Raw genomic sequence first — 23,681 nt, 5'->3', positions numbered from 1 at the left:
TGATTCCTCTAAGTCTTGAAGTGAGGGTCTTACTGCCCGTTAGACTGCGATAACAGATGAAAAGCCGTTCCTTGATGGAGCGGCTTTTTCTTACCTGTGATTCCTATGAAAGAATTCCTGGTACCCATAAATTATCCATGCGTAAGAGGTGAAGAACAGGAAAATATGTATGGGCTTAAATTTTACGAGCTTGTACAAGTTAAACCTTTGATACAAGTAATTAAGCGGGTATGCAAACAGCAGATCCATGATGGCATTTACTGCCAGGTACTTCTTGAAACTGCCGAAGGTGAAATGGAAGATCCAAAGTGTCCCAATAAAGAATGGTCCCATTATGAAGGTTAGATCATTAAGCAATTTCTTGAAGTGTCCACCCTCCACTGTCCACCATTTAAACGGTATGGCCAGTGTGCTTAAAATCAACACTAAAATACCTGCAAAAACCGAAACGGTTGAAAATTTATTGAATGACTTTTTAGGCAGAAAAACGATGGTCAGCCAGGGTATGACCAGGTGCATCAGCCTTATCACAGTTGTGGCTTTCATATAAAAATCCCCCTTCTTCCATATTATGGTTTAGGGGGATTTGAATTATTCTCCATTTTTTTATTAAACAGCTGATTCCATCTTAAACATTCCGTCCATCTTCCTCACGATCTCTTTTCCAATCTCTATGGACGCCGTCGCGGCCGGAGATGGTGCATTTAAAACATGGATGGAGCGTTTGCTGGGTACAATGAAAAAGTCATCGACTAATGAACCATCATCCTTCAAGGCCTGCGCTCTGACACCGGCAGGCCCGGGTACAATATCACCCTTCTGAATGTCCGGCATAAGCTTCTGGACATTTTTCATGAACAGCTCTTTGGATGCAGAGCGGATCATTTCTTCCACTCCCTCTTTCATATATTTCTTTGCAAGCTTCCAGAAGCCTTTATAAGCCATAACCTCCATCAGGTCCGCCACATTCAGGTCTGTCTTTTTATAGCCTTCCCTTTTAAAGCTTAGAACGGCATTTGGACCCACATCAATAGCTCCGTTAATCATGCGGGTAAAATGGACCCCAAGGAACGGGAAGTTGGGATTTGGCACCGGGTATATCAGATTTTTGACGAGACTGCTTTTCTCCGGCTTGAGCATGAAATACTCGCCCCTGAATGGCACGATTTTAACATCCGTCTTCAATCCGGCAAGCTTGGCAATCCGGTCTGACTGCAGGCCGCCGCAGTTTACATAGTAAGCTCCCCTTATCTCTCCCCTGCTGGTCTGAACGATAACTTCCTGAGTATTTTCATCAATCGCCAAAACTTTATGATTCAGCAGGATGTCCCCGCCTTTTGCTGTAATGATCTCCGCCATTTTTTCCGAAACCTGCTTATAGTTGACAATTCCGGCCATTGGCACATGGATGGCCTTTTTTCCGTTCACATGCGGCTCGATTTCATGCAGCTCCGACTGGTCAATCATGCGTATTCCAAGGCCGTTGTCCAGCCCGCGCTGATATAAATCGTCCAAAAGCGGCAGCTCGAAATCTTCGCTCGCGACAATGACTTTCCCGCAGATATCCACTTCAAGCCCATGTTTCCGGCAAAATTCTGTCATGGACTCACTGCCTTTTTTGGCAAGCCTGGCTTTATAGCTGCCAGGCTTATAATAGATTCCGGAATGGATGACTCCGCTGTTATGGCCCGTCTGGTGGGCCGCTACGTGGCTTTCTTTTTCCAGGATGGCCACTTTTGCTGATGGAAACCGGTTCAGCAGCTCCATTCCTGTTGACAGGCCGACAATGCCCCCGCCAATAATGATGTAATCATACATGATCCTCCACCCTTTCTCTTATTTATGATTAATCCCGCAGGCTTCTGCCAGTAATTCGATGATATGGACCACACGCACCTTGTCTTCAAGCCCCTCGCGTTTAACCCCGAGGCACATCTGCAGATGGCAGCCAGGGTTGGACGTTACGATGGTATCAGGCGATATTTTTTGGACATGTTCCATTTTGGCGTCGAGTATTTCCATGGACTCTTCATAGTGAACAATATTATAGATTCCGGCCGATCCGCAGCACATATCCCCTTTCGGAAGCGGAACATATGTAATGCCTGGTATGCTTTCGAGGAGCTGAACGGGATCATCCGCCACCTTCTGCACATTTAACAAATGGCAGGATGGCTGATAGGTCACAGCACCTGAGAGTTCCCGGCTGAAATTGATTCCGAGTTTGTTCAGTATTACACTTACATCTTTATTCTTTTGTGCGAACACCCTGGCACGCTCTGCCCATTCCGGGTCTTCTGCGAGAAGGTGATCATATTCAACGAGCATCGCACCGCAGCCGCCAATCGCATTAACCACAAAATCAAAGTTCCCTTTTTCAAAAGCTGCAATATTTTCCTTCGCCAATTTCCTGGATGTTCTCGTATCTCCGCTATGATTCTGAAGCGCCCCGCAGCAGGTCTGTTCCTTGATTACGGAGACTTCGCACCCGGCATGCTGAAGCAGCTTGATGCTAAGGTCATTGATTTTGGCAAAAAACACATCCATAATACAGCCTGTAAAAAATGCAACACGGGCTTTCGGCTCGCGCTCTGGCAGAAGGATGCCTGTTCTCAGCTGTTTATTTGGCATTTCCACAGCCGGAGCGATCTCTTCAAAAGCCCTAAGCTGTTCTGGAAGAATGCTGAGCGCCTTGCTTTTGCGGGCGATCGAATCCATGCCTGTTTTCTGATAGGCCCGAAGTGAAGCTCTCATGGATGCGAGCAACTTTTTATTGGGCAATGCTTTTTGCAGAGCCATGTTCTCCATGAAAGGAGCTGGTGCGTCAGCCCTCTTTACTTGCTTAAAAGACTCGAGGATTTTGCCATATTGAACATTGGTTGGACATGCCGTCTCACAGGCGCGGCAGCCAAGGCAGAGCTCCAGCGATTCGGTAATTTCATCGACGGTTATTTTTCCTTCCGCCGCCATTTGCACAAGATTGATCCGGCCCCTTGGTGAGTGCCTTTCTTTCCCCATACTGGCGTAAGTGGGGCATGCAGGAAGACAATAGCCGCATTGGACACAGTCAAACGTTTCTTTATAGGCGAGCTGGCTAGTCATGGACTAACACCAGCCTCTGTCCTTTTGTCTCGGGAAAAATTTTGCCCGGATTCATAATGTTGTTTGGATCCCAAGCTTTTTTCATTCGTTTCATCATGTCCAGCCCTGCTTCACCAAGCTCCATTTCCATAAACGGTGCCTTCATTGTCCCGATTCCATGCTCGCCTGAGAGGGTTCCTCCCAATTCAATCGCTGCCGTAAAAATCTCCTCCACCGCTTTTTCCACGCGCTTCATTTCTTCTTTATCCTGCTTATCAGTTATGATATTCGGATGCAGATTTCCATCACCCGCATGGCCGAATACGACTAAGTCGATTTCATATTTTGCTTTAATTTCCTGAAGCCTTCTAAACATTTCAGGTATCTTGCTTCTTGGAATGGTGGCATCTTCGGAAATTTTCGTTGGCTTTTTCCTGACGATGGCCGGCGAAACAAGTTTTCTCGCTTTCCATAGATTCCCGGCAGATTCTTCATCCCTGGCAATGATGGCTTCTCTCGCCCCAACTTCCAGGCACACCTGCTTCACCTGCTCGCTTTCATCCCTGATGGCAATTGGATGGCCATCAAGCTCAATCAGGATAATGGCATCTACATCTGTCGGGAGCCCGATCGGCTGAAACTCTTCCACCGCCTGGATTGAAGCCTGGTCCATGATTTCCATTTTGGATGGCAGGATGCCTGATGTGAGTACCGCCGATATTGCTTTTCCGGCATCAATAATGTCATCAAAAATAACCATCATCGTCTGAGTGGCCTGGGGTCTTGGAATCAGCTGAAGGATGGCCTCTGTGATGATGCCGAGCGTCCCCTCGGATCCAACGATCAGCTTCGTCAGGTCATAGCCTGTAACGTTTTTGACCGTCCGTCCTCCCGTCCGAATGATGTCCCCTTCCGGCGTGACGATCTCCAGACCCAGAACGTAATCCTTTGTTACCCCGTACTTTAAACCGCGTGGCCCGCCTGCATTTTCAGCGAGATTCCCTCCAATTGTGGAAACATGGGAGCTGCTTGGGTCTGGCGGATACATCAGCCCATGCCGCTGTGCTTCACGGTCAATATCAGCAGTAATAACACCTGGAGATACAATCGCAACGGTATCCTCCGGGTCAATGATCAGCTTTTGGGTCCATCTGGAAAAATCAAGGACCATCCCCCCGTGGACAGGGAGCGGACCTCCGCTCAGACTCGTACCCCTGCCTCTTGGATAGACGGGAATTTTCAGTTCATTGGCGAGCTTTACAATGCCAGCCGTTTCCTCTGTCGAAACCGGCTGCAGGATGATCTCTGGAATATAGGCTCCAAATGAGCCGTCGTATGAATAAGAAACCAGGTCCGCTTTTTCAAGCAGAATGCGTTTTTCTGATCCCATGATGCTTTTAAGCCGTTCAACAATCTGTTCGGTGATCACAACGGCACCTTCTTTCCTTCCCTTTCGTTCACCTTCAATTTATTTGTCACATTCTCAAGATGAACTTGCATCGCCTTTGCTGCTTTTCCTTCATCCCGTTCTTTTATAGCCGTAAAAATGCTCATATGCTCCTGAAATACCTGCTCGCGCTTTGCCGGAAGACCCACGTTTTTCTGAAGGGAAAACGCAATTGCTTTCCGGTACAGATCATCGATGTTTTCCATTACCTGTATCATGAAGCGATTTTTCGTTGCTGCAATCAGGTGTTTATGAAAATTTACGTCAGCCTGGTCGCCAACTGCTTCAGGGTTCGTCAGTGTGATTTCAAATTGATCAAGCGCCATTTTTAAATTTTTCAGGTCGTCCTCATCACGACGCAAGGCAGCAATTGCTGCTGCCTGTGTCTCCATAACCATCCTCATTTCCAATAGCTCAAATACCTGTTCCACGGGAATGTATTCAATCGCTAACGAACCAAGCATGTCTGCCATATTAACCTCTTTAACGAAGCTTCTGCCCCCTTGCCTGGACTCAATGATTCCGCTGGCAGATAACACACTCAATGCTTCTCGAACAGGCGCACGGCTGACGCCAAATCGTTTGGCCAGTTCATTCTCGGATGGCATGGGCTCATTTGGCGGGAACTTGCCTTCTTTTATCATTTCCTTCAGCTGATCCAGCACCTGGGCCGAGATTTTTTTCCGTTCGATTTTCATGGATGTTAGCTCCTTATATGGTGATTTCGACTGAACTGCTTTTCTTTACTCTGATGATATGGAAGAGAATCGCAAACACGCAAAGCCCGAATCCGGCAATATCCGTGATCATGCCAGGTTTAATCAGCATTATAGCCCCTGCAAACATTAGGACTCTTTCAACAATCGTCAGCTTGGCATTCAGGTAGTTTCCAAGTGAACTTGCCAGGGCGTAAATGCCCAGTGTGCTTGTGATGACCACAAGCGCTACCGATAAAATGGATATCGTTTCTCCCTCTGCTGCCTGAAGCAGAATGATAGGATTATAGGCAATCATGAACGGGATGATAAAGCCCGGCAGTGAGATTCTAAGCGCTTCCCATGATGTCTGCATCGCATTGGCGCCGGCCAGTCCTGCTGCGGTATAAGATGCCAATGCCACAGGCGGTGTAATGTTGGACAATGCACCAAACCAGAACACAAAGAAGTGTGCCGCGATCGGGTTAACGCCAGCTTCTACAAGGGCAGGAGCTGCTGTAACGGCAACGACGATGTAAAGTGCTGTGGATGGAAGCCCCATACTTAAAACGATGCAAGTGAGCATAACGACGATTAAAATCAGCCAAAGCTGACCGCCCGTTAATTCAACAATATTATAAGCTAATGTAGATCCAATTCCCGTCATGGTGACAACGCAGATGATGATTCCGATGGCGGCACAGGCAATCCCGACCTGAATCGTTCCTCTTCCGCCTTCAATGAAAGCTTCAATAGTTTTAGAGATCGTGATCCTAGAAGATTTATCTTTTGCCAGCCAGCTCGCAATGATGACCGCGCCGATCCCGGCAAATCCGGCAAACAGGGCTGTTTTTCCCATTAAGAGTGTGGTGATAACAACGATAATTGGGATAAGGAGAACCCCGCGTTCCTTCAGGATTTGGACGACATCCGGGATATTCTCTTTGCTGATGCCTTTTAGGCCTTGCTTTTTCGCTTCAATATCAATGGCAAAAATCAAAGCAATATAGTATAGAAAACTTGGAATGATCGCTGCCAGGATGACTGTCGTATAAGAGATTCCAAGGAAACCGGCCATGATAAAGGCCGCAGCGCCCATAATCGGCGGCATAATCATTCCGCCTGTTGAAGCAGCCGCCTCTACTGCACCGGCAAACTTTGGCTTAAGGCCAATGGATTTCATCAAAGGAATCGTAAAAGCTCCTGTTGTCGCAACATTGGCAACCGCACTTCCGCTCAAAGACCCTGTCAGCGCACTGGAAATGACCGCAACCTGAGCCGGGCCTCCGCGCTTTCTGCCTGCAATGGCAAGGGCGAGATCATTGAAAAGCTGGGTGGCACCGCTGACCGACAGGAAGGCACCAAAGAGGACGAACATGACGATGAACGTAGATGCCGTCGAAAGCGTTAATCCCAGCACGCCCTCAGTCGTCATATAAAGACGGTACAGCAGGCGTTCCAGTGAAAAGCCGGCATGTCCGAAGATCCACGGGAAGTAGGTGCCAAACAGGGCATATACAATAGCGCCTCCGCACAGGATAGGAATAAAGATCCCAACAGCACGTCTCGAAGCTTCAAGGAGAACGATGATCGTAATGGCTCCAAAGACATAGTCGATCATAATCGGCTGGGAGCCCCGGTCCACATGAATTGTTGTGTAATTCAGGAGCAGGTAGCCGAGACCTGCAATCGCAAGTGCCGCAAAAACATAATCAGGGGCTGTAAACCTTTTTTGATTGGAAGACTTTCCGGCAGGATAATAGAAAAAAGTCATTACCAAAAGGATGCCCAGGAAAATGAGGTTTCTATAAATCTCTTGAATATTGGATAATCCATTGGAATAAATGGCAAAAGCAGAAAACAATACAGCAATGATGGCAGCCGCTTTTTTGTATGGACCCTCCAGCAGCCGCATGCCGCCGCCAGCTTCTTTATCAAGATCAGCTGGCTGTACAATGGGTTCGCTTGTTGATTTTGTCATTCTTTTCCCTCCTTTATTTCGCTTCCGGCGGAATTAGATTTTCAGGTATATCAAGGCCTGCTTCTTTAAAATATCTGTAGGCTCCGGCATGCAATGGCACAGATACGCCATCAAGGGCCGTTTCCAAAGTCATTTCCTTGGCAGAGCTATGAACCTCATACATTTCATCAAGATTCTCATAAAGTGTTTTGGTTAGAATATAAATCGTTTCTTCATCCATTTCTTTAGTTGTGGATAATAGGTTTGGCTGAGCAATCGTGTTGATATCTTCGTCAATGCGAGGATAAGTGCCTCCAGGAATCACATAACGGTACCAGCTGTCCGATACTGCATTGATGGCATCCAGCTGCTCATCAGTTACTTCCAGTATCGATGCTTTGACATTACTTGCATACATATCTGTTACAGCGGAAATCGGGATACCTGCCGGAAGGGAACCTCCATCCAATCTCCCATCACGCATCGCGGAAACCGTGTCACTGTAGCCCAGATACTCAGGAGAAATATCCTTTTTCGTAAGACCGAGACCATCCATCATCACGACTGTGGATTGCTCCGTACCGCTTGCCTGCGGCCCAACAGAAAATTGCGTTCCTTTTATATCGTCGATAGTTCCGCTTTTGATCTTATTGTTCATCAGTACGAAATGTTCCACATTGGGCCAGAGCATGGAGATTGTGCGCAAATCCTCATAGCGCTTTCCTTCAAAAGAGTCGTCACCTGCATAAGCTTGAGAAGATATTAATCCCTGAAGAATAGCAAGCTGTGCTTCCCCTTCACGCAGAAGTTCGATATTTTCAATGGATCCGGCAGAGGACTGGCCGCTCGCCTGGATTTTCTCACCCTTTAAATGGCTGCTCCATACATTGGCCATTCCAACCCCAATCGGGTAATATGTACCTCCTGTTGAAGCGGTGGCAACGGATACGAACTTTTTATCCTTGTTCTCGGCTGCTGTCCGCACGCCAACAATGGCAATAAAGACAAGTGTCAGAACCGATATGATAATCTTCCACTTTTTTTGAATCATAAAATCCTCCCTTTCCAGATAATTATGTAAGCGCTTTTTCAAACTTGTATTACAAGTATACAAGATTACGTGTTTTGAATTCAATTAAAATTCTGATTTTTCTTTTTTGTTTTGTGGAATTGGATGCTGGATTCCTTGAGAATACGGGGTTTCTGAAGTGAAAATAGGAAAATTTACCCTGTATGATTTAAAGGTTTATTCTATTAAGTTATATGGACGGCGGGTTCGTGCTTTCTTTGTTTAAAGCGGGAAGGGGTTCGGACTCTGGATGCACGGTTTCGGCTTTCTCTGTCCAAAGTTGAGCCGGGTTCGGACTCTGGATGCCCGGTTTCGACTTTCGCTGTCCGAAGTTGGACCGGGTTCAGACTCTGCCAACAGGATTTCAGCCTTCTCTGTCCGAAGTTGAGCCGGGTTCGGACTCTGCCAACAGGATTTCGGCTTTCTCTGTCTGAAGTTGAGCCGGGTTCGGACTCTGCCAACGGGATTTCGGCTTTCTCTGTCCGAAGTTGAGAAGGGTTCGGACTCAAACTCCCCGGTTTCTTCTATCTCTGTCCAAAGTGCCATCAGGGTTTAGCTACTCCCTAAAAAGAAAAGGCCATTCTCCTTGTTTTAAAGGGAATGACCTTACTGTTATAACAGCTTACCCATATAGTATTCATCGACAAATTCACCGTTTATCAAAAGCGAATGTTTTTTAGTGCCCTCAATCTGAAAGCCGGCCTTTTTGTAGAGTGCGACACCGGCCTGATTGTGGATAACTACTGTGAGTTCCAGCCTGTGGATTTCGTGTTTACTTGCCCAACAGTCAAGCTCTTCAAACAGCTTTGTGCCGATTCCCTGGCCTCTGTGTTCGCTGAGGATGCCTGCAACGAGATAGGCTGAGTGCCGGTTTCTCCGTGCAGCACCGCCAATGGCCATTAAGAAGCCGACCAATTGATTTTCTTTTTCCGAGATGATGATAGTCGATTGGTCTTCTTTTTGTATGGCTTCTATTCTTTTTATTTGTGCCTCGGCTGAGGTCTTTCTTTCACCTGGCTCGAAAAGCATGTATTCTGATTCGTTTTCTACTTGTGTGATCAAGTCGGCCAGGGCCTGGGCGTCTGCTGGTTTTATATCGCGGATGATCATGCGATTGCTCCCTTTTACTATTTTTTCATAAGTCCTTCAACAAAATCTTTCAAAACATGTACACCATATACACAGTCATTTAATGACGTCCATTCCCGCGGATTGTGGCTGATGCCATCCCTGCTGCGGACGAACAGCATGGCGGCCGGCATTTCAGTTCCGACGATCATGGTGTCATGGCCGGCACCGCTTGGGATGTAAACGGGTTTAATATCGAACTTCTCAAGGGATTCTGCTATACCAGCCTGCAGGCTTTCATCAATTGGCAAAGGTTTGATTTTGGCATTCAGGTTCATTTGCACGTCAATACTTCGTTCCTCTGCTATTTTCACCGCTTCGATCTTAATTTGATCAAGCAGCTGATCACGGGTTTCTTCAAAAATATCCCGGATATCCACTGTTAATATTACTTCCTGTGCGATGACATTAAAGCCATTCGGATGTACGTTCAGCTTTCCGACAGTCGCAACGGCCGTTTCACTGACCTGCTTTGGAAAATTCTCAATGGCAGCTACAAACAATGAGGCAGCCACCAGCGGATCTTTTCGTCCAGCCATCGGCGTATTTCCTGCATGTCCAGCTTCTCCTGTAAAGGTAACCTCCAGCGAGGCTGGCCCTGCAATGCCTTTTACCACTCCAACTGGCTGATTCTCTCTTTCCAGCACCTTCCCCTGCTCGATATGGACCTCCACAAAGGCTTCGATTTCAGGCTTGTTTTCTCCTGCCTTTAAGCACTCTTCCGCACTGCTGCCATATTCGGTCAATACTTCCCGAAACGATTTGCCATTTTCATCATGCAGGCTATCCATTTCCTCCGGCTTCAGCTGACCCATAAATGCCCGGCTGCCTGTTAAGCTGCTCTTGAATCTCGAACCCTCTTCATCTGAAAAAATAACAATCTCGTACGGCTTCTCCGGTATGAATCCTGTTTCTCTCCATGACTCGGCAACTTCCAATGCTGAGAGAACCCCTAACGGCCCATCGAAGTGCCCTCCATTTGGAACACTGTCAACATGGGAACCGGAAGCGATTGCCGGACCTTCCGTTTTTCCATGCAATCTGCCAAATACATTTCCGGCTCCATCTGATGTTACCGTAAGTCCCGCACCTTTCATCCACTTGATTACCAGCTCTTTCGCTTCTTTCTCTTCTGAAGAATAGCCCGGACGGGTCACTCCGCCGCTGTCCATTAGGCCTATCCTTGAAAGCTCATCAAGTCTTGAGGCCAATCTTTCACCGTTTACACCCGAGTGGGTTAGTTCCTTGTCATAATCTTTTAATAACTGTTCATAAAGGTTCATGGGTTTCACTCTTTCTAATTTTGTTGAGATACTATTGACACTGTGAGATTACTGAAATGTTGATTCTGCGCGAAGTGACCGAAATATTGGAAAATTGACCGATAAAATAGAATTTTGACCGATATATCAAAAAAGTAACCGATAAATTATTAATCTGGCCGATAAATCTGTTAAAGCGGCCGATATCTTTAGAAACAGTTATAAAATAATGACTTTATGCCTGATTCAGAGCAAAAAGCCCGGCAGATATCCACCTGCCAGGCCGCAAATCATTAGATAATCCCCTGCATTCGCAGAATAATTTCAGCAATTACTGCAGATCCGATGAAGGTTCCGAAGAACACGAAGACTGCGACAATAATGCTTCTCCAGCCCAGCTTGGAAAAGTCAGCCCAGTTCTTTCCGATTGAGATGCCTGCATAAGCGAGAATCGGGGTAGCAAGAGCGAGGATATTCACCTGAGTTGTCCATTCGACAACATATTCAGATCCCGGTACTCCCGGAATGGAAACAATGATTCCAATAATTCCGATATACCCGACGCTCGGGATATTGCCTGGCAGCACTTTTTCAAGAATCAGGCCCAGCACACTGATGACAATTAAAACAAGCATGCCAGGAATAGCTGCAGACGGCAGGATATCGTAGCCTACCCAGTTTCCGATTAGCGCTGAAAGACCAAAAATCGCCAATATCAAAAACCATTCAGTGATATTTTTAAGCATGGATATCTCCCCCTTTGTCCGAAGCCTTTTTCTCTTTGCGTTTCATCATGATGCTGTACAGCTTCTCAGTAAGAGGCAATCCAATAAAAATACTGGCATACAGACCCGTTGAAAGTGAAAGCAGGTTACTGGCGCCTGCGAAGGCAACAATCTGCGCCTCCATTTCAGGGAAGGCAGCGACGAGCGATCCGCTGGCGGCCGCCATCATGCTGCCGCTTCCCACACCCGATGCCATCGCGAACGACAGCGGATGGAGCGGGGTAATGGTCGCCAGGAATCCGGAAATCAACCCCAGGAAGGCAGCACCAAACACAGTACCGAAAATATAAATAGCCATTACTCCTCTGCCTTCTGGCGAATCAAATCCGTATTTATTCATAATCAGCCCGACGTTCGGCTCCCGGCCAATCGAGTGGGTCATGCCAATGGCTTCTCTTTTAAAGCCAAGAAAAATGGCCACTGGCAGTGCAAATAAGATCGTTCCCAGGTTACCAAGTTCCTGCAGCAATAAAGATGGCCCCGCTGCAATGATTGCCTCGATTTGCGGCCCAATTGTTACGCCAATTTTCGCAATTAAAAGAGTAACCCCAAGCACGATGAGGGGCTCTGCATTTTTAGCCTGTTTTTCCTTAATAAGCGGAGTGAAGTAAAGACCCAGCCCCAGAAAAAAAGCATAAAGCATAGGCAGCAGCAGAATAACCCCTGCGCCTACTTTAAAGCTGATCTGTCCAATCGCTTCGGTAGCCGCAACCAGAACCAGCACAACGGCATGCAAGCGCCAATCTTTTAAAATTTCTGTATTTTCATTTTTCATGTTTTCCCCCCTAGATTAAAAGATTACAAGATAGATCCGCACACCGCGGAAGAATCAAGCTTGCCCTTCCCTTGCTCCATCGCCTTTTCATAGATATCGCACACCAGCTGACCCAAAGGAGAATCTTCGCTATAAAATTCGGCTGTTTCTTTGTATAAGTGAATATCCTTATTCATGTGCTCCAGGCTGAACAGCACATTCCCGTATGTATGCTGAAGGATATTCTCACCGAATACGGTCAGAACGCGGTTATGTGCAGACCCGCTTTGAATGACTTCCGCCAGCTGAGATCGGCTGACACCTGCTTTCTCCCCCACTGCAAAGACCTCCCCCAGGCCTGCAGTCGTTAAAGCAACCAGCATATTGTGGCACAGCTTCGCAACCTGGCCTGATCCTGAAGGACCGAGCAGAAAAATATCTTTTCCAACGCTCTCCAGGACCGGGCGAATGTCCGGCAAGAATTTATCGTCTCCCCCAACCATTATGGTCAGCGTACCGGCATCAGCACCCTTTGGTCCCCCGCTTAACGGACAGTCATAAAAATGGATGGCGTTCGCCTTTGCAGCCTGATTCAATTCCTGGGCTGCTTTTGGGTCAATGGTGCTCATATCCAGCACAAAACTGTGAGGCTTTAAAGCAGAAAAGACTCCGCTTCCACCCATCATAACATCCTTCACAATACTTGGTCCAGGCAATGAAGAAATTACTAGATCTGCCTGACTTGCTGCCTCGAAAGGAGAAGGCTGGGGAATGGCCCCCAGTGCCTCGCATTTCGCAAGTGCATCCTGACTTGGGTCATAAGCATACACCTTATACCCGTTCTTGATTAAATTTTTCACAATGCCTTTTCCCATGGCCCCGCAGCCAATTACGCCTATGTTTTTCATCCTCTCCCTCCTTAAGGTTTGATATAAACTGTTTTTGTATCAAGCCAGAAATCCAATGCCGTACTGCCCTGTTCACGCGGCCCGATGCTGGAAGTCTTTTTGCCGCCAAACGGAAGCTGGTTTTCATAATGATTGGATGGGATATTCACATGCGTGACCCCTGTTTCAATTTTTCGGACAAAATCGAATGCCTTCTGAAGGTCATTCGTAAAAATGGCGGATGACAGGCCAAAGTCCGTATCATTTGCAAGCTCAATCGCCTCTTCGTAAGAATCCGCTTCCATCACAGCCACAACAGGACCGAAAATCTCTTCCTGGGCGATTGTAAAATCCTTTGTAACTTTACTGAAAACTGTCGGAGCAACGAAATAGCCATTTGCCATATCGCCATCTGTCAGCTGTTTTCCGCCATATTCAAGAACAGCTCCTTCTTCGATGGCGCTATTCACATAATGGAGATACGTATTCAATTGATGCTTATTCGCAACCGCACCGTTGTCATATCCTTCCCGCACCCCATTGCCGACTTTTACTTGCTTCGCTTTTTCAACTAATAAATCAATGACCTTTCGCGAAATGGACCGGGGCACAATCACGCGGCTGGTTCCCGTACAGCTTTGGCCGTTATTGTAAAATCCGCTGATGACCACACTCTGGACAGCCTCTTCCAGATTGGCATCCTCCAGAATGACCGTCGCGTTCTTCCCGCCCATTTCGGCCTGCATTTTTCCGCCATGTGCTGTCACAAGCTTGCCAAGATGGATCCCCACATCAGAGGAGCCTGTAAACGAGACTGCCTTAATTTCCGGATTGGTTCCAAGCTCTTCTCCTACGACAGAACCCGGTCCCGTGATCATATTCAGCACACCTGCTGGCATTCCAGCCTTTTCGAACAGCTCGACTACCTTCACTGCGATTAAAGACGTGTCACTTGCGGCCTTATAGATGATCGTATTTCCCGCCAGCATGGAAGGTGCAATTTTATAAATGGCGATACCGAGCGGAAAATTAAATGGCGTAACGACAGCCACCACTCCCAGCGGCTCCTGAATCGTGCAGGCAAAGGTTTTCGGATCAATTGCAGGGACGGTTTCACCTGAAATCCGGTTAGCCTCACCGCTGAAATGCTTTAGAGCCTGAACCGTTGCATCCACTTCCTTTCGGGCTGCCTCGATCGTTTTGCCTACTTCCTTCGTAATAATTTCTGCTAATTCCTCTTTTTCCTGCTGGATGAGAAAGATCAGTTTAAAAAGGATGTCCCCCCGGCTGATTGGAGATGTATTTTTCCATTCGGGAAAAGCTCTCTTTGCACTATCGATTGCTTTTTGCACATCAATCCCATTCGATTTCTGAAAGTAACCCAGTACCTCATCTGTATTGGCTGGATTCACACTCGGATACGTTTCCCCTGTCACAGAAGGAACCCATTCCCCGCCAATGTAATTGTAATAAGTTTCTGCACCAGTATTCCTGACTGCAGTTTTCTGGCTATTAACCTCTGTACTCATCCAATCTCTCCTTATCGCTTAAGTTGAGATTATTATAATATTTAGAATATTCCCTGTACATGTGCCAACAGCCAAATAATCCTTCTGTTCTTTGTGACAAGCACCAATTATGGGTTTAAAAAATCAAAGACCTGGAAGGCCAGGACAACTGTAATCCAATCTTCTTTCCGGGAAAAATCAAGCTGCAGTTCGCTCTCGATTTTTTTCAGCCGGTATGCCAGGGTGTTGGGGTGGATATGCATCTCTTCTGCTGTTTGTTTATGGCTTTGATTATTTGCCAGAAAGGCTTGCATCGTTTTTAAATAGTCAGGCTCCATTCTTAAAAGAGGGCCTACTTTATCGGAGACAAATTTATTCAGCAGGCTGCGGTCGGTGTTGAGCCACAGTCTTTCAGCACCAAGCTCAGAATAAGTGATGAAGGTTTTGTGCTGATGGTTTTTAGCAAATGATAAAGCTTCGGCAGCTTCCTGATAAGTATCTGTCATATCTGTTAGAGCAACCTCTCTGCCTAAACCAATGATAGCTCTGCCCACTTTTCTCTGAATATCAACAGCTAGAGACTGGTCATACTTTTTTCGTCCATTCACCAGGAGTGCAATGATTTGGTTTGATTTCGTAAAAACGATTGAGGTTTCACAGTATTTATTCAGGATCTGTTCGATTGACAGGATAAGCTTTTCTTTCTGAAGGATGGAAGCTGCATCCCATAGAAAACCAGACTTGCAGTCCACCATCATACAGGCGATGCTGCTTTTCTCATTCATGCGAAACTTTTCCAGAATTCTTGCATTCAGACGTCCGCCATTAATCAAATCATGAAAGACCTCTTCTCTAAGGTGCATCTCTTTTTCAAAAAGCGTATTCTGCCTGACAAACTCCAATGACAAAGCCGTTGAAGCGTGTTCCAGAGCAGCCTTCTGTATATTTGTCAAACGTTCAACAGGCTCATCCAGAAGGAAATATCCGAAAAGTTCGTTGGAGTTTATGATCGGAAAAGAACTGGATGGATTTATTGGCTCCTCTGCAAAGATTACAGAGGAGCCCAAAATGTGACTGATCGTATCCAGGATATACGAAGTCCCTCTTCCCTCCAGCAGAATCTTCGTGAATTTCCGGTGGATATCAAGGGATTGGCTCAGTTCCTCATTTTTCCGCCTCACTTCTTCGTAAAGCTTCGAGTTCATAATAGCAATAGCCGCCTGGTCTGCCACCACCTCCAGCACTTGAAAGTCGGCTTCAATAAACTGTACATCCTTGTCGAAGTTATCCACCACAAGTACGCCAATGCAATTCTCCTTATAAACCAATGGGACGACGATACCACTTTTCACTTCACGTCGGTAGACTCCATTAAAAAAATGAACATAATTTGTCTCAGACATACGGCTCATATGCTCCCTGAACTCATTTCCTGATGCAATTAGGCCCTTTTTAGTCAGAAATACCAGCCCCGTCAAGGATTCACCCGGCTCAAACTTCACCTGGCTCATAAAGCCCGTCTCCACCCCGACCCCGCTGGAAAAATGCAATAATCCATCTTCCTTTAATGTGTAAAGAATGGTGGTATCTGCATGATCTACTAAATCAAAGGCTGCTTGTACCAGCCTCTTTAGTATCTCCTCCAGTTCAAGAGACTGGGTTAAACTGCGATTAATTTCCAGGAGGCTTGAGATCTTATCCTGCATGATGGTCATAGCAGTTCTCCTTTCTAATAGGCTGGTGAATGTCATACAATCTATTATTGTTCAACCTATCTATTTTTCTGACAAACTATCCTTTTTCAATTAACTGCCTCTCTATTGTCCGCGCCAATACCGCCCCGGCAACAAGTCCCCAAACAGGAGCGCTGATATGAAGAAAGCTCACGCCTGATAAAGTAACGATGAACGCTGCGAGGGCACTTAGCCTGTACCGGTTTCCGGAAAAGCCCGTTTGCAGGCTGGAATGCAGAACGCCAATCAGGGCGAACCCGGCGAGCAGTGAGACAAATGCCTGCGGAAGCGACTGGATAAAGGGCACGATTTTCCAGGCGAATATGCCAAACACAATCGTAATTACACCTGACACCACTGCACCCATATACCTTTTATCCCTGGGCCCTGAATCCGGTCCGGCACAGATGGCGCTCATCATGCCGGCAATATTGGCACACTGCCCGCCAAAGAAGCTTGTGATTACGGAGAAGACGCCGCTTGATGAGACAATTTTCCGAATAGGGGGCTTGAAATCTTCGCTTTCCAATGCCCCGATTCCTGGTGCTGCATCATTGCTCAGAATCAGCATCGCGAGCGGGAGGGCAATGGTTACAATCCCCATCCAGCTGAATTCGGGCATCTGAAGAGACGGCAGAAAATACGCTATCTCTTTGGCCGGATGTACATCGGCTGTCAAAAACAATGCGGCAAAGGCGGCCGCAACTGCTGCGAGCACAGGAGGGAACTTTTTCACATATCTCGTAAAAAGCAGAAAACTGACTAAAGCCGCTCCTCCGACAACAGGCATTTCCTGTATGGCAGGCACGAGCTTCACAACATACCCGGCAACGAGCCCGCCAAGCATGGAGGCAATGACTTCTTTCGGCACCCAGCCAATGATTTTTGTAAACAGACCTGAAATGCCTACCAGTAAAATCAGCAGCCCGGACATTACATACCCGCCAATCAGCTCAGGATACGAGTATTGCGCAGTCACCGTCGCCAGAAATGCTGCACCTGTAATCGAATGCCCCCCAGTAATCGGAATACGATATAGAAGCGGCATGAGGATGCTGTAGACACCACCGAAAAAATAAACCGCAAACATCCAGTTAATCGTCTGCTGATTCGTGAATCCACCTGCTGATGCTGCCTGCAGGATGATCAGGGCCGGCCCCGTCATGACCAGCGTACTTGCAATGATTCCCGATGATATGTTTTCAGCATTTAAATCCCTTATAAAGGAACCCTTTTGTTCCGCCTGACTGTATCCGTTATGCCTCTCCTTCGGCAAACCCATTTTTCCTGCCCCCGACTTCTGGATATTTTACTTACTATCATGATTTTAAACAGGTAAATTGTCAAACTATTTCGCATTAAGAAACAAAAAAAGAAATACCCTCTCAAGGATATTTCTCTGTTTCGACAAATTTCGGGTGGTACCTGTTACCCTATATGAGATTTCTGCGTTCTTCCATTTGCGGGGGTTCTTCCATCCAGCCGTTTTGGATCATGATTTTGGCGCCGCGGTGGGCGTATTCGAATATGTCCTTTGTAAAGATGGCGGCTTTGGCCGGAATGTCGTTTCTTAAGCTAAAGGCTGTTCCAATAGCATTTTTCCCGATTGAAAAGCTGCAGAACAGGCTTATGCAGTATATCATGAGCTTATCGGAGAACGGGGCGGTTTCATTTGATGTAATCGGCGGTCTTTCAAGCATGAATGTTCCCCCATCATTTAAGTTACTACTATCCTCCCTTCAGTTACAAAAATCATGCATTTTTCGCAAAAAAAAAGACCCCCTAAGAGGCCCCCAGCTCGTTCCGATTAAAATAGGTATTTAAGACCTGCTTCAGAGATTGATCGATCTGCACCCATTCATCAAGCTTATAGTTATTCAGCACTTCCGCCAGGTTTGGCTTTATGCCAATCAATTTGATGATGCTGCCTGTCATGAAGTTCAATGTTTTAATCAGCTGGGTGAATTTCTCGATGCCTTTTCCTTCAATTTCCCCAACAGCTGTCAGATCAAAAAGAATTTCGTCATATTCGCCTGCAAAAACAGCCTTGAGGCAGCTTTCGGAAATAATGTTAATTTTATCTGCAGTTATATCGCCAAATAAAGGGATCAGGCAAAGTGTTTCAGACAGCGGGATAAACGGCCCGGACAATTGATTCAGGCGGGTCAGCACCTGCTCCAGCTCTTCTTTTTTCTCCAAAAGTTCAAAGTCCGTGGAGGTGAGGCGCTGCTGCAGCTGCATCAGTTTATCCATAAGTCCCTCGTTTGAGCTGTCCTTGGGCAGAAATAGCATATTGGCATGATCCTCACTGTCCCATTGGATATGAACCTCAAATAAACAGAGAGGCATTTCCCTGGTTTTCATATTCAGTTCCAGCTTCACAGGATTCACACCGGGCTCCCAGCTGTACTGAATAAGCTTTTCAATGCTTTCTTCATCAATGATCCCTTTTAGGTGCCCCCCGCTCAGGTCAAAGCTTTCCCGTGCGATAGTGGAGTAGGTTACTATTTTTCCGTTTCTGTCAGCTTTCAAAAACGCAAGCGGAAGTGCATGATTAAAATATTGCATTTTGCTGTCCTCCCGCTTCATAATTTTGGAGCCATCTCTTTGTTTCCGGCAAATCTTTAAGGATAACTGTACGATCGGAACAATACGGCAGCAGGTCATACTTCCCTGCTAATCGCCCGCCAAGGATAACAGCCGGCTTATGCGGAAGTTTGGCAAATGCCTCGGCATATTCCTTCAGCTTCGGCAGGTGATAGACGATGGTGACGGACAGGCCGATTACGCTTGGCTTCCAGTCTTTTGCCGTTTTAAGCGCATATTCCAAAGGCAGGCTTGGACCAAAATACTTTGTCTCCCAGCCATGCTCTTCAAATAGACTGTTCACCATCTTCAGGCCGATATAGTGCTGTTCCCCATCCAGACAGAGAAACATGGCTTTTTGGCTTGATTGTCTTTTTTCGCTTTGGTAAGCGAGTTTCGACAATACAAAATCACATGTAGCTGTTGCCAGATGCTCATCCGCCACTGTGATTTGATTCGTCTCCCATAGATGGCCGATGTGCTGCATCGCAGGTGTAATCAGATTTTGATAAACCTCGATACGAGACAGCTGCGGGTATTTTCGGATATTTTCCCAAACTTTCACGGAATTACCTTCAAGTAATAAGGAAGCAAGTATTTCTGCCTGCTGCATCCTACGCGCCCCCTTCCGCTGGTTCACCCCTCAAGACAGCGATAGCTTCCGCCAGGTAAAGATGGAACCGTTCTGCCTTCTCCGCAGACTCTTTTTCTTCAGCCAGCACAGCCTGAATGATTTCGAAGTTGTCGATCAGATGCCGGGCTTTCATCCCATGCCTGGTTAATATGCCATTAAGCCAGACTGCATAATCATTGAAAAAAGAGGACTGATCCAGCTCATAAGCTGTCTCCAGATGCTTCATATGATGATGATTATCTTCCCTGCACTTCTCTTTCCCCTGTTCGCCGAACCGTTCGAGAAGGGAAGGCTCACGCTCATAAATTTTCTCGGTTACACTATTTACGATCTTATCATGATTCACTTAGCCACCACCTTGTATTGCGCTACTTTTGGAATCACAGCAGCCAGTTCCTGATCCGGATATTTCTTTTCCAAATCATGGATTCTTTTAAAATCCTCGCTTCGGACCCAGTTTAAATAGTTTTCTTTTGTATCAAAAATAAGCTGCACAGTCAGTTCGCCGGCGCGTTTATCATTCTGCAGAAGCAAAAAATCGACAAACCCCTCTGCCTGGTCGACCGACCGCGAGCGATTTTTATATATGCGAATGACTTCTTCCGACTTTTCATCGGGAACGTCAAATGTTGAAAAAACAGTGTACATGAACTCTCCTCCAATTTTGGGAGTTTTATGGCTTCTTCAGTATAACATACAGTTTGGGATTGTCATTTTGAGAGGGTTATGAGTTGTGAGGCGGGGATATGGCTGATGTTAATTTACATTTTCGCCATCTGCTTTTGCCACTCCCCTCCGCTCTCAAGTTTTTCGTCCGTAAGCTTCTTATCAGCCTTAAGTCTGATAGCAAGATATGTCTCTGGCTCGTTATGGCTTCTCTTGATCCCGATTAAGATAGTATCTGTAAGAATTGTTAAGTTTTTCCTGCAAACAAGATCACATCTTGGCGAAATAGGTCGGACGAATTATTGGAAAATTTAAGAAAAAGTAGTTATTAATACCTATTAACCTCTGTATAATTAGATCTTGGGTGCAAATTTTCACTATTAGGGAGTAAGGAGAATGTTAATGAAATTCTTAAAATTGATTGTGCAGAGAAAGATTTTGGTTGCCCTGATGACGGTATTAATTCTCGCTATCGGCAGCTATTCCATTATGGATTTGGATAAAGAGCTGATGCCGCCTGTGACGATGGATGGCGCCTATGTAGAGGTCAGCGCCGGGGAGATGGCAGCGGCTGAAGTGGAGCGATCGATTACCATTCCCCTGGAGCAGCAGATTAGGGGGATTGACGGAGTCGAGTCGGTAAACTCTACAACTACGATCGGACGGAGCTCACTTCAAATTACGTTCGATGAAGGCCTGGGCGATGAGCTGTTTAATGAAGTAGAGGCAGCTGCCAACGCAGCAAAGGGAGACAATGCCGCAATTACAGATGTTACTGCAGGTCAGTACGGTACCACTCAAAGCTATGAATTTTATATGGATGTATCCGGCGGCAACATGGGAGAGATGACCGCTTTTGCTGCTAAAGTTCTGGAGCCGCGCCTGGAAGCATTGCCGGAAGTCCGGGATGTATCGCTTGCAGGGGTTCAGGAGCACGAGGTACTCATTGAATTGGACCGCAGCAAATTGGCTGAAAAAGGACTGGATTCAGCAGCTGTAATGGGTGCGATTCAGCAGGTTAACAGCGAAGCCACACTGGGAGAACTCAGCAGCGATGCCAGCTCTCCTTCCCTTCGCTGGAATACGAAGCTGGAAAATGCCGCAGATGTACAGAATATCACAATCCCCTCACAAAATGGATTTGTTGATTTGAAAGATGTGGCAGACGTTACATTTCAGCCGGTTGAAAGCTCATCCTTTGTATGGAAAAACGGCACGAAAGATTTCATCTTTGTCCAGGTCGGACGCGCAGCTGATTCCACACAAATTGAAATGGCAGCCGCGGTCCGTGATGAGGTGAAGAACATTCGCAAAGACGGTCTGGTAAAAGGCTTTGAACTGAATGAAATGGTGGCACAGGCAGATTATGTGCAGGAATCGATTGATGGCGTGACCGGCAACATTTTAATCGGCGGCGTCATTGCCATTGCCATTCTGCTGATCTTTTTAAGGAATGTAAGGGCCACCTTTATCATCGGTCTGTCAATTCCGACTTCCATCCTGCTGACATTTACAGCGATGTGGGTTTTTGATTACAGCTTTAATATTCTGACCCTGATTGGCCTCGGTCTCGGGATCGGAATGATGGTGGATTCCTCGATTGTCATTATAGAATCCATCTATCGAAAGAAGGAACAGGGCCTTGGCAAGCTTGAGTCCGTGCTGGAAGGAACCAAAGAAGTATCCTCAGCTGTCATTGCTTCGATGCTCACCACAATTGTGGTATTCCTGCCAATCGGCCTGATTGGCGGCGATGTGGGCACATTCATGATCATGCTGTCTGCTGTGGTAGCCATTACGCTCATCAGTTCGGTTATTGTTTCGTTTACATTAATTCCTTCACTTTCGGAAAAAATGCTGAAGCTCCGCAAGCCAAAGAAAGAGCACAAAGATGGACCGATTATGCGTATGTATAGCCGTCTTGTAGGCTGGGCCATCCGGAAAAAACGCTACAGCTTTGCAGTCATTGCGATTTTCTTCCTGATGTTTGCCGGTTCCTTAACGCTTGTGACGAAAATTCCGATGACGATCATGCCGGACATGTTCAACCGCTATACAGAGCTGATGGTTAACCTGGAAACAGGACTTTCTCCCAAAGAAAAAGAAGATATCGCACAGGGGATCAACCAGAAACTGCAATCCATTGAAGATGTTGAGTCCAATTATGTCATGGATGAGGGCGGGATGTTCTATACGATCATCAATATGACAAAGGGCGATGACATTACAAGAGAGCAGAAAGATGTCAATGAAGAGATTATGAAAGAACTTCGCAGCCTGTACGATACTCTTCCAGTGAAAAATGTTCAGAGTGCGATGTCAGCTGGCGGCGGCTCTCCAGTTCAGGTAAATATCAAGGGAGAAGATTTTGCAGATTTGCAGAACCTTGCCGGGGATTTTACAAAGGATCTGGAAAAGATTGACGGCATCGTCGGTGTGACCAACTCAATGGAACGCACATCAACGGAGCAGGTTGTTGTTTTAAAAGAAGAAGCAATTGAAAAAGCAGGCTTAACCCAGCTGCAAATCAGGCAGTTTATCGAACAGGCGTTCATGGAAATGCCTGTCGGAGTAATGAGCATAAATGAAGAAAATGTGCCGCTTGCTTTAAAGTGGGCTGAGAAAACAGATTCCAAATCAGCTCTGCTGGACTTAAAAATTCCGACTGCCGAGGGAGAGAAAGCATTATCTTCCTTTATTGAATTAAAAAGTATCGATACACCGAATGAAATTTCCCATAATGACGGGGAGCGCTTCATCTCCATTTCGGCTGATATTGAAGGCAAAGATCTTGGGGCTGTGAATCGCGAAGTTCAAAAGCTGATTAATGATTTTGAAGCCCCTGCCGGCTATAGTGCTGCAGCTGCCGGGGATCTTGAGCAGCAGCAGGAATTAATTATGGATATGGTGTTTGTTTTAGCGATTGCCATTTTCCTTGTCTATCTGGTGATGGCTGTCCAGTTCAACCACCTTGGACATCCGCTAATCGTTATGTCTGTCATTCCTATGACCATCGTCGGCGTCATTCTTGGATTGTTCCTGACACAAATGGAGCTGAGCGTGATGTCTGGAATGGGTATTGTTATGCTGATTGGGATCGTGCTTAATAACGCCATCCTGCTGATCGACCGTACGAATCAGCTCCGCAAGGAAGGATTCTCTGTTGAAGATGCACTTATTGAAGCAGGTAAAAACCGCATCCGTCCGATTTTCATGACTACTCTCACTACAGTTGGCGGAATGCTTCCCCTTGCCTTGGCTTCGGGAACTTCCGGCAACTACCAGGCGCCGATGGCAACCGTCATTATTTCCGGACTGCTGTTTGCTACCTTTATTACGCTTCTCCTGATTCCGGCGGTTTACCGCTTGTTCTCAGTGCCCAGTCACCGTTTTGGCTGGTTAAAGAAAAAACAGAAAAAAGTTAAAGTGATTCCCGAAACCGTTAATTAATTGTGAACAGCCCCCTCAATAAAGTGAAACTTCAAT

General features: G+C 46.5%; 21 protein-coding genes. 1 reads left to right on the top strand and 20 read right to left on the bottom strand.

Going from position 1 to position 23,681, the window contains the following annotated elements; genetic code table 11:
- Positions 1-90: 90 nt before the first annotated feature.
- From CE058_RS02115 to CE058_RS02020, 20 genes are all read right to left on the bottom strand, one after another.
- Positions 91-546 carry a hypothetical protein gene (locus CE058_RS02115; protein WP_048010773.1) on the bottom strand — a complete coding sequence of 152 codons (456 nt, stop codon included), beginning with the start codon at positions 544-546 and terminating at the stop codon, positions 91-93.
- Positions 547-609: 63 nt separating this feature from the next.
- Positions 610-1,818 (bottom strand): L-2-hydroxyglutarate oxidase, encoded by a 1,209-nt coding sequence (gene lhgO / locus CE058_RS02110; RefSeq protein ID WP_163139986.1) that lies wholly within the window; start codon positions 1,816-1,818, stop codon positions 610-612.
- 18 nt (positions 1,819-1,836) lie between these two features.
- Entirely contained in the window at positions 1,837-3,102 is a 1,266-nt protein-coding gene (locus CE058_RS02105; RefSeq protein ID WP_163139984.1) for a (Fe-S)-binding protein, read from the bottom strand.
- Entirely contained in the window at positions 3,095-4,510 is a 1,416-nt protein-coding gene (locus tag CE058_RS02100; RefSeq protein ID WP_163139982.1) for an FAD-binding oxidoreductase, read from the bottom strand. The genes CE058_RS02105 and CE058_RS02100 overlap by 8 nt, the downstream gene beginning before the upstream one ends.
- Complete coding sequence (locus CE058_RS02095; RefSeq protein WP_163139980.1) at positions 4,507-5,226, bottom strand: FadR/GntR family transcriptional regulator; 720 nt, start codon at positions 5,224-5,226, stop codon at positions 4,507-4,509. The genes CE058_RS02100 and CE058_RS02095 overlap by 4 nt, the downstream gene beginning before the upstream one ends.
- Positions 5,227-5,239: 13 nt before the next feature.
- Entirely contained in the window at positions 5,240-7,204 is a 1,965-nt protein-coding gene (locus tag CE058_RS02090; protein WP_163139978.1) for a TRAP transporter permease, read from the bottom strand.
- 13 nt (positions 7,205-7,217) lie between these two features.
- Positions 7,218-8,234 (bottom strand): TAXI family TRAP transporter solute-binding subunit, encoded by a 1,017-nt coding sequence (locus CE058_RS02085; protein ID WP_048010778.1) that lies wholly within the window; start codon positions 8,232-8,234, stop codon positions 7,218-7,220.
- A gap of 630 nt (positions 8,235-8,864) precedes the next feature.
- The gene (locus tag CE058_RS02080) at positions 8,865-9,362 is read right to left on the bottom strand and encodes a GNAT family N-acetyltransferase (RefSeq protein WP_048010780.1); all 498 of its coding nucleotides are present in this window, start codon (positions 9,360-9,362) and stop codon (positions 8,865-8,867) included.
- A gap of 17 nt (positions 9,363-9,379) precedes the next feature.
- Positions 9,380-10,663, bottom strand: coding sequence for a M20 family metallo-hydrolase (locus CE058_RS02075; RefSeq protein WP_163139976.1), 1,284 nt, complete (start codon positions 10,661-10,663; stop codon positions 9,380-9,382).
- A gap of 272 nt (positions 10,664-10,935) precedes the next feature.
- Positions 10,936-11,388 carry a hypothetical protein gene (locus tag CE058_RS02070; RefSeq protein ID WP_048010782.1) on the bottom strand — a complete coding sequence of 151 codons (453 nt, stop codon included), beginning with the start codon at positions 11,386-11,388 and terminating at the stop codon, positions 10,936-10,938.
- Positions 11,381-12,202, bottom strand: a complete 822-nt coding sequence (locus tag CE058_RS02065) for a DUF3100 domain-containing protein (protein ID WP_163139974.1) — start codon at positions 12,200-12,202, stop codon at positions 11,381-11,383. Before CE058_RS02065 ends, CE058_RS02070 begins: the two co-directional genes overlap by 8 nt.
- Positions 12,203-12,225: 23 nt before the next feature.
- A complete protein-coding gene (locus CE058_RS02060; RefSeq protein ID WP_163139972.1) occupies positions 12,226-13,089 on the bottom strand; it encodes an NAD(P)-dependent oxidoreductase in 864 nt (287 codons plus the stop codon).
- An 11-nt stretch (positions 13,090-13,100) separates the two neighbouring features.
- The gene (locus tag CE058_RS02055) at positions 13,101-14,597 is read right to left on the bottom strand and encodes an aldehyde dehydrogenase family protein (RefSeq protein WP_163139970.1); all 1,497 of its coding nucleotides are present in this window, start codon (positions 14,595-14,597) and stop codon (positions 13,101-13,103) included.
- Positions 14,598-14,704: 107 nt separating this feature from the next.
- On the bottom strand, positions 14,705-16,291 hold the full coding sequence (locus CE058_RS02050) for a helix-turn-helix domain-containing protein (protein WP_048010786.1): 1,587 nt from the start codon (positions 16,289-16,291) through the stop codon (positions 14,705-14,707).
- A 76-nt stretch (positions 16,292-16,367) separates the two neighbouring features.
- Entirely contained in the window at positions 16,368-17,591 is a 1,224-nt protein-coding gene (locus CE058_RS02045; RefSeq protein WP_048010787.1) for a benzoate/H(+) symporter BenE family transporter, read from the bottom strand.
- A gap of 151 nt (positions 17,592-17,742) precedes the next feature.
- Positions 17,743-18,009: a DUF3231 family protein gene (locus CE058_RS02040; protein ID WP_163139968.1), complete on the bottom strand. Its 267-nt coding sequence runs from the start codon at positions 18,007-18,009 to the stop codon at positions 17,743-17,745.
- Positions 18,010-18,091: 82 nt separating this feature from the next.
- On the bottom strand, positions 18,092-18,877 hold the full coding sequence (locus CE058_RS02035) for an STAS domain-containing protein (protein WP_163139966.1): 786 nt from the start codon (positions 18,875-18,877) through the stop codon (positions 18,092-18,094).
- Complete coding sequence (locus CE058_RS02030) at positions 18,864-19,508, bottom strand: cobalamin B12-binding domain-containing protein (RefSeq protein WP_048010790.1); 645 nt, start codon at positions 19,506-19,508, stop codon at positions 18,864-18,866. The genes CE058_RS02035 and CE058_RS02030 overlap by 14 nt, the downstream gene beginning before the upstream one ends.
- A gap of 1 nt (position 19,509) precedes the next feature.
- Positions 19,510-19,875, bottom strand: a complete 366-nt coding sequence (locus tag CE058_RS02025) for a hypothetical protein (protein ID WP_048010791.1) — start codon at positions 19,873-19,875, stop codon at positions 19,510-19,512.
- Positions 19,872-20,177, bottom strand: a complete 306-nt coding sequence (locus tag CE058_RS02020) for an antibiotic biosynthesis monooxygenase family protein (protein WP_048010792.1) — start codon at positions 20,175-20,177, stop codon at positions 19,872-19,874. Before CE058_RS02020 ends, CE058_RS02025 begins: the two co-directional genes overlap by 4 nt.
- Before the next feature lie 420 nt (positions 20,178-20,597).
- Between CE058_RS02020 and CE058_RS02015 the strand changes: the two genes are divergently transcribed.
- The gene (locus CE058_RS02015) at positions 20,598-23,645 is read left to right on the top strand and encodes an efflux RND transporter permease subunit (RefSeq protein WP_163139964.1); all 3,048 of its coding nucleotides are present in this window, start codon (positions 20,598-20,600) and stop codon (positions 23,643-23,645) included.
- Positions 23,646-23,681: the final 36 nt, after the last annotated feature.

The organism is Bacillus sp. 22-7 (assembly GCF_010628845.1).
Classification (GTDB): domain Bacteria; phylum Bacillota; class Bacilli; order Bacillales; family Cytobacillaceae; genus Cytobacillus; species Cytobacillus firmus_B.
Note: the sequence above shows the minus strand (reverse complement) of the source record. Positions and strands in the feature narration are given on the sequence as shown.